Origin of the sequence: Kitasatospora sp. NPDC096147, assembly GCF_044763225.1 — a bacterium.
Lineage (GTDB): Bacteria > Actinomycetota > Actinomycetes > Streptomycetales > Streptomycetaceae > Kitasatospora.
On the sequence record NZ_JBIWFX010000006.1, the window covers coordinates 155,921 to 168,324 of the forward strand.

Annotated in this window: 12 protein-coding genes; 8 read left to right on the forward strand and 4 right to left on the reverse strand. The window is 74.2% G+C overall.

The window, feature by feature from the left end:
• Positions 1-91 precede the first annotated feature (91 nt).
• Both ACIRBX_RS20970 and nudC read left to right on the forward strand, forming a co-directional pair.
• A complete protein-coding gene (locus ACIRBX_RS20970; protein WP_402298559.1) occupies positions 92-1,492 on the forward strand; it encodes a dipeptidase in 1,401 nt (466 codons plus the stop codon).
• 40 nt (positions 1,493-1,532) lie between these two features.
• Positions 1,533-2,465, forward strand: a complete 933-nt coding sequence (gene nudC / locus ACIRBX_RS20975; protein WP_402298560.1) for an NAD(+) diphosphatase — start codon at positions 1,533-1,535, stop codon at positions 2,463-2,465.
• Positions 2,466-2,571: 106 nt separating this feature from the next.
• Here the strand turns inward: nudC and ACIRBX_RS20980 are convergent, their stop codons facing one another.
• Positions 2,572-3,066 carry an ATP-binding protein gene (locus ACIRBX_RS20980; protein WP_402298561.1) on the reverse strand — a complete coding sequence of 165 codons (495 nt, stop codon included), beginning with the start codon at positions 3,064-3,066 and terminating at the stop codon, positions 2,572-2,574.
• 175 nt (positions 3,067-3,241) lie between these two features.
• Between ACIRBX_RS20980 and ACIRBX_RS20985 the strand changes: the two genes are divergently transcribed.
• Positions 3,242-4,150 (forward strand): GntR family transcriptional regulator, encoded by a 909-nt coding sequence (locus ACIRBX_RS20985; RefSeq protein WP_402298562.1) that lies wholly within the window; start codon positions 3,242-3,244, stop codon positions 4,148-4,150.
• Between the two features lie 17 nt (positions 4,151-4,167).
• Here the strand turns inward: ACIRBX_RS20985 and ACIRBX_RS20990 are convergent, their stop codons facing one another.
• Positions 4,168-4,425, reverse strand: a complete 258-nt coding sequence (locus ACIRBX_RS20990; protein WP_402298563.1) for a mycoredoxin — start codon at positions 4,423-4,425, stop codon at positions 4,168-4,170.
• Positions 4,426-4,713: 288 nt separating this feature from the next.
• Here ACIRBX_RS20990 and ACIRBX_RS20995 point away from each other — a divergent pair, with 288 nt between their 5' ends.
• The 4 genes from ACIRBX_RS20995 (at position 4,714) to ACIRBX_RS21010 (ending at position 8,480) form a co-directional block, all read left to right on the forward strand.
• Entirely contained in the window at positions 4,714-6,882 is a 2,169-nt protein-coding gene (locus ACIRBX_RS20995; RefSeq protein ID WP_402298793.1) for an ATP-dependent DNA helicase UvrD2, read from the forward strand.
• Between the two features lie 252 nt (positions 6,883-7,134).
• Positions 7,135-7,554, forward strand: coding sequence for a hypothetical protein (locus ACIRBX_RS21000; RefSeq protein ID WP_402298564.1), 420 nt, complete (start codon positions 7,135-7,137; stop codon positions 7,552-7,554).
• 165 nt (positions 7,555-7,719) lie between these two features.
• Positions 7,720-8,082: a WhiB family transcriptional regulator gene (locus ACIRBX_RS21005; protein WP_402298565.1), complete on the forward strand. Its 363-nt coding sequence runs from the start codon at positions 7,720-7,722 to the stop codon at positions 8,080-8,082.
• A gap of 155 nt (positions 8,083-8,237) precedes the next feature.
• Positions 8,238-8,480 carry a hypothetical protein gene (locus ACIRBX_RS21010; protein ID WP_402298794.1) on the forward strand — a complete coding sequence of 81 codons (243 nt, stop codon included), beginning with the start codon at positions 8,238-8,240 and terminating at the stop codon, positions 8,478-8,480.
• 158 nt (positions 8,481-8,638) lie between these two features.
• On the opposite strand, the gene ACIRBX_RS21015 is transcribed toward ACIRBX_RS21010, so the two are convergent.
• Both ACIRBX_RS21015 and ACIRBX_RS21020 read right to left on the reverse strand, forming a co-directional pair.
• The gene (locus tag ACIRBX_RS21015; RefSeq protein WP_402298566.1) at positions 8,639-9,991 is read right to left on the reverse strand and encodes an ABC1 kinase family protein; all 1,353 of its coding nucleotides are present in this window, start codon (positions 9,989-9,991) and stop codon (positions 8,639-8,641) included.
• Positions 9,992-10,112: 121 nt separating this feature from the next.
• A complete protein-coding gene (locus tag ACIRBX_RS21020) occupies positions 10,113-11,225 on the reverse strand; it encodes a ThiF family adenylyltransferase (RefSeq protein ID WP_402298567.1) in 1,113 nt (370 codons plus the stop codon).
• A 223-nt stretch (positions 11,226-11,448) separates the two neighbouring features.
• Here ACIRBX_RS21020 and ACIRBX_RS21025 point away from each other — a divergent pair, with 223 nt between their 5' ends.
• Entirely contained in the window at positions 11,449-12,075 is a 627-nt protein-coding gene (locus tag ACIRBX_RS21025; protein WP_402298568.1) for a M48 family metallopeptidase, read from the forward strand.
• Positions 12,076-12,404: the final 329 nt, after the last annotated feature.

Genomic DNA, 12,404 nt, shown 5'->3' on the forward strand with positions numbered 1-12,404 from the left:
GCCCGTGGGCCCCACGGGGTGACGCAGGTTACGGGCCCGCCCGGTGGACCGGCGGCACACCCGGCGGCACCGGCGAACTAAAGTCGTCCGTATGACGAAAACCCCGGACAGCGTCGTCCGCTCCTACATCGACCTCCACCGGGCGGAGTTCCTCTCCGACCTGGCCGACTGGCTCCGCATCCCCTCGGTCTCGGCCGACCCGGCCCGGGCCGGGGACGTCCGCCGCTCCGCCGAGTGGCTGGCGGCGAAGCTGCGCGAGACGGGTTTCCCGGTGGTCGAGGTCTGGGAGACGGAGGGGCTGCCGGCGGTCTTCGCCGAGTGGCCGTCCGGGGACGACGCGGCGCCGACCGTGCTGGTCTACGGCCACCACGACGTGCAGCCGGCCGCGAAGGAGGACGGCTGGGCGACCGACCCGTTCGAGCCCGCCGTGGTGGGGGAGCGGCTGTACGCCCGGGGCGCGGCCGACGACAAGGGCCAGGTCTTCTTCCACACCCTGGGCCTGCGCGCCCACCTGGCCGCCACCGGGCGCACCGCCCCGGCGGTCAACCTCAAGCTGCTGATCGAGGGCGAGGAGGAGTCCGGCTCGCCGCACTTCGAGGCGCTGGTCCGGCGCGAGGCCGGGCGGCTGGCCACCGACCTGGTGGTGGTCTCCGACACCGGCATGTGGAACGAGACCACGCCGACCGTCTGCACCGGCATGCGCGGCCTGGCCGACGCCCAGATCGACCTCTACGGCCCGGACACCGACATCCACTCGGGCTCCTTCGGCGGTGCGGTGCCCAATCCGGCCGGGGTGGCCGCCGAGCTGGCGGCCGGCCTGCACGACGAGGACCGCCGGGTGGCGATCCCCGGCTTCTACGACGGCGTGGTGGAGCTGACGGAGCGTGAGCGCGAGCTGTTCGCCGCGCTGCCCTTCGACCGGGACCAGTGGCTGAAGACCGCCAAGTCGTACGACACCCGGGGCGAGGCCGGCTACTCGGTGCTGGAGCGGGTCTGGGCCCGGCCGACCGCCGAGGTGAACGGCATCTGGGGCGGCTACACCGGCCCCGGCGGCAAGACCATCGTGCCGGCCGACGCGCACCTCAAGCTCTCCTTCCGGCTGGTCGCCGGGCAGGACGTGGAGGCGGTCCGGCAGGCCGTCCGGGAGTGGGTGGCGGCCAAGGTGCCGGCCGGCATCCGGTACGAGCTGGTCTTCCCGGGCGTCACCCGGCCCTGCCTGACCCCGCTGGACCACCCCGCGCTGCAGGCCACCGTGCGGGCGATGTCCCGGGCCTTCGAGCAGGAGGTGCTGTACACCCGCGAGGGCGGCTCCGGCCCGGCCGCCGACCTGCAGGACGTGCTGGGCGCGCCGGTGGTCTTCCTCGGCATCTCGGTGCCCTCGGACGGCTGGCACTCGGTCGACGAGAAGGTCGAGCTGCCGCTGCTGGCCAAGGGCGTCGAGACCGCCGCCTACCTGTGGGGCGAGTTGGCCGAGAGCTGGCCCCGGGCATGAACCTTTTCGACAGTCTTCCGACCGATGGGGATGGACCGCGTTGAGCACCGTGCCTGACACCAAGCAGCTGGCGCTGGCCCGGGCGGGGGTCGACCGGGCCGCCGAGCACCGGTTCGACGAGCCCTGGCTGGCCGCCGCCTGGAGCCACCCGAGCACCAAGGTGCTGCCGATCGCCAGCGGCGAGGCGTTCGTGGTGGACACCGAGCACGGCACCGAGCTGGTGCTGCTGCCCTCCTTCGAGGCGCCGGAGACGGGTGACCGGTACTTCCTGGGCACCGACGAGGACGGCACCTCGTACTTCGCGCTGGTGAACGAGACGCTGCCCGGCCGGCTGGACGGCGACGCCCGCCCGGCCGGCCTGCGCGAGGTCGGCGCCCAGCTCTCCGACCGGGACTCCGGGCTGCTGGTGCACGCCGTCGCGCTGGAGCACTGGCACCGGCTGCACAGCTTCTGCTCGCGCTGCGGGCACCGGACCGAGAAGGCCGGGGCCGGGCACGTGCGCCGCTGCACCTCCTGCGCGGCCGAGCACTACCCGCGCACCGACCCGGCGGTGATCATGATGATCACCGACCCGGAGGACCGCTGCCTGCTGGGCCGTCAGGCGCTCTGGCCGGAGGGCCGGTGGTCCACGCTGGCCGGGTTCGTCGAGCCGGGCGAGTCGATCGAGCAGGCGGTGGCCCGCGAGGTCTACGAGGAGGCCGGGGTCCGGGTCGCCGAGGTGGAGTACGTGGCCAGCCAGCCGTGGCCGTTCCCGTCCAGCCTGATGCTGGGCTTCCTGGGCAGGGCCGACCCGGCGGGCACCGCGATCACGGTGGACGGGGAGGAGCTGGCGGAGGCCCGCTGGTTCTCCCGGGAGGAGCTGAGGGCCGGGATGGCCGCGGGGGAGATCCTGCCGCCGTCCGGGATTTCGATCGCCCGTCACCTGGTCGAACTCTGGTACGGGGAGCCGCTGCCGAGCGCCGCCCGCTGGTAGCGGCGGCGCCGGTCGCCGATCGGAGCGAATAAGGGGCGTGCGGTGGAAAACCGTACGCCCCTTGTGCTTTTCTTCGGCTTTTTCGAGCGGATTCGAAATCCCTCGGTCAGTCGATCCTCCGGTCGATTTCCAGTCGGCAGCTGACGGTCTTTCCGGTCAGCCGGGTGGTCACCGACCAGTCGGTGCAGAGCGCCCCGACGATGGCCAGGCCGCGGCCGCCGGTCTCCTCCTCCCCGGCCTCCCGGGGCTCGGGCAGCGCCCGGCCGTAGTCGGCCACCGAGAGCTGCAGCGAACCGCCGGCCAGGGTCAGCGAGACCGAGACCGAGCCCCGGCCGTAGCGCAGCGCGTTGGTGACCAGTTCGGACATCAACAGTTCGGCGCTGTCGACGAGTTCGGCGGCTCCCCAGGCGGTCAGCACGGTCCTGGTCAGCTGCCTGGCCCGGGCCACGTTGCGCGGGCGCGGCGGGAAGCTGGCGGTGGCGTGCCAGGCGCCCCGGTCGGCCGCCTCCAGGGCCCGCCCCGGGCGCGGTCGGGCACCGGACGGGCCGGTGGGTCGAAGAGTGGTCGGCCGCGCCTCGAAGTGCTGCGCGGTACTGGTCACGGGCATGGCTCCGCCCCCGGTTGTACGTGGCTGGAATGCGGACCCGGCCGGAACGGCCAGTGCCGCAGGGCGACTGCGAACGACCTGATCGGGACGGAAACCGAGATCCCCGATCCCGGGCAATATTGGCCGGTTTCGCTGAAATGGCGCAAGCCGGATCGCTACATTCACTCGCGTGACAATCTCGCGGGGCAGTTCCCAATCACCGAAGTACCAGCGACTGGCCGCCGACCTGCGCCGCCGGATCGCGGCCGGCGAGTGGCGCGGAGACGCACCGCTGCCGGTCGAGACCGAGCTGGAGCAGCAGTACGGCGTCGCCCGGAACACCGTCCGGCTGGCGGTCGACGTCCTGGTCAACGAGGGCCGGCTGGTCCGGCTGCAGGGCAAGGGCACCTACCTCAAGGACCACCCGGTGCTGGACCACCGGGTGTACGGGCCCGACCTGCACCCCGGCCCGCCGCCCGGCCGCCCCGCCGGGCACTGCCTGACCGCGCCCACCGGGGTCTACGAGGCCGAGGCCCGGGCGGTCGGGCGGCAGCTCACGGTGGACTTCGAGATGCTCATCGTCCGGGCCCGGACGGACATCGCCGAGCGGCTCGGCCTGCGGCCGGGCGAGGCGGTGGTGGTGCGCCGCCAGCTGCGGCTGCTGGACCGCGAGCCGTACTCGATCGAGGAGAGCCACTACCGGGCCGGGCTGGCGGCCGGCACCCCGCTGATGGAGCCGGACCAGGTGCCCGGCGGGGACGAGTCGGTGCTGGAGGCGCTCGGCCGGACCGAGGTCGGGGCGGTGGACCACCTGGTCTCCCGGATGCCCGGCCCCGAGGAGGCGGCGTGGTTCCAGGGCGGCCCCGGGGCCCCGCTGCTGGTGCAGACCCGGGTCAGCTACGACGCCCGGGGGCCGGTCCGGGTGGTCGAGACGCGGTACTCGGCCGACCGCTGCCGGCTGGTCTACGGCCTCGGCGAGCTGGCCGCCCGGCCGCTGGTGCGGCCGGTCCCGGGGCCCGCCGGGCCGCTCGACGGGGCACCCCCGGAGCGGCCGGACGCGGCGGTGGTCCCGGCCCGGGCGGGCCGGGACCACCGGTAGCGCGGCCTGACGGGCCGTCAGCCGGCCAGCGCGGCCTGGACCTGACGCAGGCTCGGGTTGGTCATCACGACCTGCTCGCCGCCGCCGGCCGGCTTGACGATGACGGTCGGGACCACCTGGTTGCCGTTGTTCACGGACTCGACGAAGGACGCCGAGGCCGGGTCCTCCTCGATGTTGATCACGTCGTAGCCGATGCCCTCGCGGTCCATCTGGCTCTTCAGCCGGTTGCAGTATCCGCACCAGGTCGTGCTGTACATCGTGACGCTGCCGGACATGCGGTGGACTCCTTCGTGAGGGGCGTACGGTCAGTGCCGACAACGCCCGGGACGCGGCCGGGAATTCCGCGCGGCCCCGGCGTGTGACCTACCACGCGCGCCGGTCGGCGGACCGATTATCGTCCGGCGACCCACCCCCTGTGGACGAGCCGGACCGGAACGTCCTACCGCCCTGCGAGGATGGACGGCATGCAGGAACAGCTCTTGGGCCTCCCCGACGGCCACGGCGACCGGTACGGCACTCCGTCAGGTGACGGCGCACACTACGGCGCCCAGGGCGCCGACGCGGTGCTGGCCGGGCTCGACCCGGAGCAGCGGGCCGTCGCCACGGCCCTCCAGGGCCCGGTCTGCGTGCTGGCGGGCGCCGGCACCGGCAAGACCAGGGCGATCACCCACCGGATCGCCTACGGCGTGCGCAGCGGCGTCTACCAGCCGCAGCAGGTGCTCGCGGTGACCTTCACCGCCCGGGCGGCCGGCGAGATGCGCGGCCGGCTGCGCCAGCTCGGCGCCGACGGCGTGCAGGCCCGCACCTTCCACTCCGCCGCGCTGCGCCAGCTCCAGTACTTCTGGCCCCGGGCGGTCGGCGGCGAGGTGCCCCGGCTGCTGGAGCGCAAGGTCCAGCTGGTCGCCGAGGCGGCCGGCCGCTCCGGCCTGCGGGTGCAGCGCACCGAGCTGCGCGACCTGACCAGCGAGATCGAGTGGGCCAAGGTCACCCAGATCGTGCCGGACGACTACCCGGCCGCCGTGCTCAAGAGCGGCCGGGAGGCCCCGCGCGACCCGGCCGAGATCGCCCGGGTCTACGCCACCTACGAGCAGACCAAGCGCGACCGGGGCGCGATGGACTTCGAGGACGTGCTGCTGCTCACCGCGGCCATCCTGGAGGACCGCCCGGAGATCGCCGAGCGGGTCCGGGCCCAGTACCGGCACCTCACGGTGGACGAGTACCAGGACGTCTCGCCGCTCCAGCAGCGCCTGCTGGAGCAGTGGAGCACCGGCGGCGCCAGCCTCTGCGTGGTCGGCGACGCCAGCCAGACGATCTACTCCTTCACCGGCGCCACCCCCGACCACCTGCTGAACTTCCGCCACCGGCACCCCGAGGCCACCGTGGTCAAGCTGGTCCGGGACTACCGCTCCACCCCCCAGGTGGTCCACCTGGCGAACGGGCTGCTCGCCAAGGCGCGCGGCCAGGCCGCCCAGCACCGGCTGGAGCTGGTCTCCCAGCGCGAGGCCGGCCCGGCCCCGGTCTACGTCGAGTACGCCGACGAGCCGACCGAGGCGGAGGCCACCGCCCGCGAGGTCCGCACCCTGATGGGCAGGGGCGTGCGGGCCAGCGAGATCGCCGTGCTGTTCCGCACCAACGGCCAGTCCGAGGTCTACGAGCAGGCGCTCGCCGACCTCGGCATCTCGTACCAGCTGAAGGGCGCGGAGCGGTTCTTCGAGCGCCCCGAGGTGCGGGACGCGGTGACCCTGGTGCGCGGCGCGGCCCGGGCCTCCGAGGACCCGCTGACGGCGGACAGCCCGGCGCTGGCCGGGCAGGTCCGCGCGGTGCTGGCCACCCGGGGCTTCACCCCCGAGCCGCCGGCCGGCTCCGGCACGGTGCGCGAGCGCTGGGAGTCGCTGGCCGCGCTGGTGCGGCTGGCCGAGGAGTTCGAGGCGGCCCGGCTGACGGCGGGTCAGCCCGCCGACCTGGCGGCCTACGTGGCCGAGCTGGACGCCCGGGCCGCCGCCCAGCACGCCCCCGCCGTGGAGGGCGTCACGCTGGCCTCGCTGCACGCCGCCAAGGGCCTGGAGTGGGACGCGGTCTTCCTGGTCGGCCTGACCGAGGGCACCCTGCCGATCATCTACGCCAAGACCGACGAGCAGGTCGAGGAGGAGCGCCGGCTGCTCTACGTCGGCGTCACCCGGGCCCGGGTGCACCTCTCGCTCTCCTGGGCGCTCTCCCGCTCCCCGGGCGGGCGGGCCAGCCGCAAGCCCACCCGCTTCCTGGACGGCCTGCGCCCGGGCTCCTCGTACTCCGGCCCGACCTCCCGGGGCGGCCGGGGCGGCGTCGAGCAGGGCGCCGAGCGCTCCGGCGGCCGGAAGGCCCGCGGCCCGGTCAAGTGCCGGGTCTGCGACCGCACGCTGACCGACGCGGTGGAGCGCAAGCTGCGCCGCTGCGAGGGCTGCCCCTCGGACATGGACGAGGCGCTCTACGAACGCCTGCGCGAGTGGCGCTCGGTGCAGGCGAAGCAGCAGGGTGCCCCGGCCTACGTGGTGTTCACCGACGCGACCCTGATGGCGATCGCCGAGGCGGTGCCCGCGAGCGAGCGCGAACTGGCCCTGATCTCGGGCGTTGGAGCCATGAAGCTGGACAAGTACGGGGCCGACGTGCTGTTGTTGTGTGCCGGCGAGGAGCCCACGGAGCAGTCCGAGGCCACCGCTGAGGGGCTTCGGGGGGAGTCCGAGGAGCAGGCGTGAAGCCGCTCCCGGGAGCCGCCCGGGTCACTCCGCGAAACTCGCCGGAAAAATAGTTTGCGCGCCGTACACGGGGCGCAATAGCCTGCCGGAGCGGTCAAGGGAACGAGATCGCAAGGCCTCGGAAGGCTCCCTTCCGCACGCCTGCCAGCAGCACCGCAGTACCTGCACGACCGTCCAAACATCCGAACATCGGGGCCTGGGGAACCGGGCCGCGCGAGACGCCGAGAGGAGGCGAAGACAGTGGAAACCAAGATGAACACCAACCTGACTGGCCAGACCGTCATCGCCGTGCCCTCGTGCGTCACCTCGCAGGTCGTCACCGCTCCCTTCGGTCTGGGTCTCCATGGCACCGGTGTCTCCGGCGCTGTCAGTGGCTCGGGCATTAATGGCCTGGGCGGCAACGGCACCCGCGGCACCTCCATCGAGACGGGTCTGTCCCTCGGCTGGACGACGTTCGGTGGCGGTCGTGGACTGCGCAGCGAGCGACCGCTCCAGGCATCTAAGGCAATCCAGGTCGACGCCGAGCACGGCGTCTATGTGGCGGCCGTAGATGCCGGAGCGCAGCAGAAGCAGGACGAGAAGCAGATCAAGGCCGAGGCCGCCCTCGCGGGCGCCGAAGCCGTCCGGATGTGGGCCTTCCGCGGCCCCGAACCCTGGAGAGATCGAGCCTGAGTAGCCTCAGGTAGACGCCTCCAGGGCCGCGGAACCCGTCACACCGGGATTCGCGGCCCTTCTGTTTTGTCCGGTACGTCAGACCCAGCCTGGACCTTCGGGTCCTCCGGTCCAGCCCCACCAGTCAGCTGGCCGGAACCACAAGCAAAGACGAGGAAGACACCAGTGTCCACGGTCATCACGCCGCCACTCCCGTCCGTACCGACAGACATCACCAAGGCCGACCAGGCCGACCCCCCGGAGGTTTCTCTCATGCAGCTCACCGCGCTCGACCAGGCCGAGGTCAACGGCCGCCCGATCCCGTGCCGGGCCTTCGACCCCGAGGTCTTCTTCGCCGAGACGCCGGCCGACGTCGAGTACGCCAAGTCGCTCTGCGGCACCTGCCCGGTCAAGGAGGCCTGCCTGACCGGTGCGCTCGAGCGGCGTGAGCCGTGGGGCGTCTGGGGCGGCGAGCTCTTCGTCCAGGGTGTCGTGGTCGCCCGCAAGCGGCCCCGGGGCCGTCCGCGCAAGACCGAGGTCATGGCGTGAACCCCGCGTCCTCCGCAGTGACCGCCCGTCGGGGAGAGCAGCCCCCGCTGGGCACCACCACACTGCGCCACTCGGTCCGCGTCGCCACTGCCAAGGCCGACGCAGCCGCCGATCCCCGTCCGTTTCCGAGCACGTTCCACGAGCAGGACCACCACATGACCCCCGCAGCCGACCAGACCGCCCGCGCCGACCAGGCCAAAGAACTTCTGATCCAGAACAGGACCCGCGAGATGCAACTCATGCAAGAAACCCTGGCCCGTGCCCATATGCAGGAACGACTGCACGAGGCCGAACACCAACGGGTGGGCGAGCGCGTCGCCCGCGCCGCCCGACTGATGCGGAAGGCCGAGCGTGCCTCGCTCCGCGCCCGCAAGGCGATCGCCCTCGCGGTGATGTGAGACCTGACGGAGTGACAGGCCGGTGCCGCCGGTCGTACCTCCGGCACCCGTAGCACCTGCAGTGCCCGTTGGACCAGCAGTGCCCGCAGTGCCTTTCCCCGAACGCCGATGGCCGCCCTCCCCGAGGAGGGCGGCCATCGGCGCGTCCTGACGGCGGATCAGCCCTCGGCGGGCTCCGTGACCGGGTGGGCGAAGCCGGGCAGCCACTCCAGCATCTCGGCCCGGAACGGGGCCTGGGCGCCGAGCTGGCAGAGCACCCCGATGGTGGACAGGGTGACCCGGTGGATCAGCAGGTAGGCGGGCGGCAGGTTGAGCTGCTTGCCCAGGTTGTAGGCGGGCGAGCGCGGGTCGGCGATCCGGGCCGCCTGGGCCCGCATCCAGGCCCGGGTGAAGTGGAAGACCTCCACCGAGGCGGGCTCGATGATCGGCAGCAGGTAGTCCAGCACCGCCGCCGGGTCCAGCTCGATCGAGGGCTTGACGAAGCCCTCCTCCCGGAGCATGTCCAGCACCCCGTCGGCGTCCCCGGCCAGCGCCATCCGGAGCGAGTCCCCGATCGGCCGGGGCAGGCCGCCGGGCAGCCGGTCCACCGTGCCGAAGTCCAGCACCCCGAGCCGCCAGCCCTCGACCGGGCCGTCGTCCTTGATCAACCGGAAGTTCCCCGGGTGCGGGTCGGCGTGCAGCAGACCGGTCCGGGACGGGCCGGCGAACAGGAAGCGGGCGATCAGCTTGCCGGCCCGGTCCCGCTCCTGCTGGGTGCCGCCGCTGATCACCTCGGAGAGCGGGGTGCCGTCCAGCCACTCGCTGACCAGCACCTGATCGGCCTGGGCGACCACCCGGGGCACGGTGATGTCCGGGTCGTCGGCGAACTCCTCGGCGTGCCGGCGCTGGGCCTCTGCCTCCAGCGCGTAGTCCAGCTCCTCGGCCACCCGCTCGCGCAGCTCGGTGATCAGCGGCTTGATGTCCAGCCCGGGGATCAGCGGGCCGATCAGCCAGGCGACCCGGCTGAGCTGGGACAGGTCGGAGAGCAGCGCCTCGCCCGCGCCCGGGTACTGGATCTTGACGGCCACCTGCCGGCCGTCCTTCCAGACCGCGCGGTGCACCTGGCCGATCGAGGCGGCGGCGGCCGGGCGGTCGTCGAAGCTGCGGAAGCTCTTGCGCCAGTCCTTGCCGAGCCGCTCGGCCAGCGCGGCGTGCACCTTGGCGGCCGGCATCGGGGGAGCGGCGTCCTGAAGCTTCGTCAGGGCGGCCCGGTAGGGGCCGGCCACCTCCTCGGGCAGCGCGGCCTCGAAGACGGACAGCACCTGCCCGAACTTCATCGCCCCGCCCTTGAGCTCCCCGAGCACCTTGAACAGCTGGTCGGCGGTGGCCTGTTGGAGCTCGGCGGTGACCTCCTCGGCCGGTCGGCCGCCGATCCGCCGCCCCAGGCCCAGGGTGGCCCGGCCCGCTATCCCCAGCGGCAGGGCGGCCAGCCGCGCCGTCCGGGTCACTGCCTTGCGCGGAAGATCGCTCACCCCAGGGCCTCCCAGCTCCGACGCCCATCGGGAGGGCGTGTCACTACGCCATTGTGCCCGCTCCGGGTGCGGGCCCGGCCGGACTGTGACAGGCGGATCAGCGGTGGCCGGGCGGGGCCGGTCAGCCGGGTGGGGTGATCACCTCGGTGCGGTGCACCGGGGGGCCGGAGGGCCAGGTGCAGCCGCAGGCGGCGTGGGTGGGCAGCCGCAGCCGGCGGGCCATCCCGTCGGCGGCCGAGACCTCGCACCAGCCGTCCACACTGGGCGGGCGGACGCCGTCCAGCCAGAGCTCCACGTGCAGGGCGGCCAGCCCGGCCACGGCGGTGGCCAGCGCGCTGTCGCAGGCGGGGGTGCGGGGGCGGCCCGCGCCGTCCTCGCCGAGCTGGGCCAGCAGCCGGGGCCAGGCCTCGTCCTCGTCCCGTCTGGTCAGGGTGGCGCAGGCGCCGCAGGCCGAGGCGCCCGGAAGCACCAGCGGGCCGACCACCCCGAGGTGCTCCAGCACCCCGACGTAGAGGTGCGGGACCCCGGCGCGCATCAGCCGGTGCGCCTCGGGGGCGACCCCGGCGAAGGCCCCGGCGCCGTCCCTGGGGGCCAGCACCACCAGGGCGGGCGGCGGCTCCGCGCCGGGACGGCGGCTGCGGCGCTGGGCGGCGGGGGTGCCGGAGGTGCGGTGCACCACCTCCCTGGCGGCGGTGGTGCGCAGCCGGCCGACGTCGGCCGGGGCGTACCCGGCGGGGGAGCAGTCCCGGGCGGTCACCCGGCCCCGGTCGGTCAGGGTGACGGTGCCGACGCCCCCGGCGGCCAGCACCGCCCCGATCGCGGCACCGACCCGGCCGGCCCCGTGGATCTCCACCCGGGCGGCGGCCCGGCCGCGCAGCACCGCCGGGGCCTCGCCGGGGGCCGGGTGCACCAGGGAGAGTGACGCCACGTCAGGACCGAGCAACTCCTGCCGGGCTACCGGGTAGGCGCCGAGCGCGGCCTGGCCGGCCTCGGCGTCGTCCAGCAGCCCGGCCTGCTCCAGCGAACCGAGCAGCTCCCCGGCCAGCTCCCGCCCCAGCCCGAGCTTCTCCCCAGCCTCCAGCAGGGCCGGCCGCTCCCGGCTGCCGTCCACCAGCTCCAGGAAGGCGGCCACCGGCTGGCCGACCTCCTCCACCACCCGGGCGTGCCGGTGCACGGTGCCGAACTGCAGGGTCGATCCGTCCCGCCAGAGGCGGGAGAGCGCGGGCTTCACCATCGGACGCACGGGACACCTCCGGGACCGCCGGCAGGACCGGCTGACGTTGCCTGACCAGCAGGATGCCCGATCCGGCGGCCGACCCGGACCGCGCTGTCCACAGGCCAGGTCCGCCGGTATGACGATCGTTCTGCACAGCCTGTGGATAACGAAGCGGCACCGAGGTGACGCGCCCGCCCGGGCCGGGCCCGTCCGTCGGTACCGGGAGGTACCGTCGGTGGGCATGGCGACCGAACAGCACTCCCGGCGGCAGGGCCCGACCGAGCAGGACGGCCCGACGGCGCGGAGCGGCTCCGCCGGGCCGGCGGAGGCCGGGCCGCAGGTGGAGGTCCGGCGCAGCGCGCGCCGCAGCCGCACCGTCTCCGCCTACCGCGAGGGCGACCGCACGGTGGTGCTGATCCCGGCCCGGATGTCGATGGCCGAGGAGCGGCGCTGGGTGGCCCGGATGGTGGAGCGGCTGGCGAAGCAGGAGAGCCGCCGCCAGCTCGGCGGGGACGCCGAGCTCGCGGCCCGGGCCGAGCGGCTCTCGGCGGCCTACCTGGACGGCCGGGCCCGCCCCGCCGTGGTCCGCTGGGTCACCAACCAGAACTCCCGCTGGGGCTCCTGCACCCCGGCCGAGGGCAGCATCCGGCTCTCCCACCGCCTCCGGGGGATGCCCGAGTACGTGGTCGACTACGTGCTGCTGCACGAGCTGGCGCACTTGTTGGAGGCCGACCACGGCCCCGCCTTCTGGGCCCTGCTGGCCTCCTACCCGCGCACCGAGCGGGCCCGCGGGTACCTGGAGGGCGTGGCCGCCGCCCCGAGGCTCCCGCAGGCCCGTGAGGACAGTGACGAGGAGGCGGCGGTCTAGCGCCCGCCCCGCCCGACGGCCCCCGCCGGGCCGCCCCGCCCGACGGCCCCGACTGCCCGCACCGGACGACCCGCCCTGATCCGCCGGGAGACGTCGGAAGGTGTCGGAAGTGTCGGACAGGCCCGGGGAGTTCCTCCCGGACGTCGGGAGGCCTCACCACCTGCCCGCCCGGGCCGAGGAAGGCGCCCGGCCTCACCCACCCCGGGCCCTACGGGCTCTCGGCAGCACGCACCGGCTCACACGGCGCACGCGCTCGCCTCCGCACCGGCCGGGGCGCCGCACGCCGGTGTGCGAAGGGCCGGTCGGCCGGGAGAGTGGCCGGGGACGTC

Coding starts and splice junctions, on each gene's coding strand:
- ACIRBX_RS20970 (WP_402298559.1), top strand. CDS start 92: ATGACGAAAACCCCGGACAGCGTCGTCCGCTCCTACATCGACCTCCAC.
- ACIRBX_RS20990 (WP_402298563.1), bottom strand. CDS start 4,425: ATGTCCGGCAGCGTCACGATGTACAGCACGACCTGGTGCGGATACTGC.
- ACIRBX_RS21000 (WP_402298564.1), top strand. CDS start 7,135: ATGAACACCAACCTGACTGGCCAGACCGTCATCGCCGTGCCCTCGTGC.
- ACIRBX_RS21010 (WP_402298794.1), top strand. CDS start 8,238: ATGACCCCCGCAGCCGACCAGACCGCCCGCGCCGACCAGGCCAAAGAA.
- ACIRBX_RS21020 (WP_402298567.1), bottom strand. CDS start 11,225: ATGGTGAAGCCCGCGCTCTCCCGCCTCTGGCGGGACGGATCGACCCTG.
- ACIRBX_RS21025 (WP_402298568.1), top strand. CDS start 11,449: ATGGCGACCGAACAGCACTCCCGGCGGCAGGGCCCGACCGAGCAGGAC.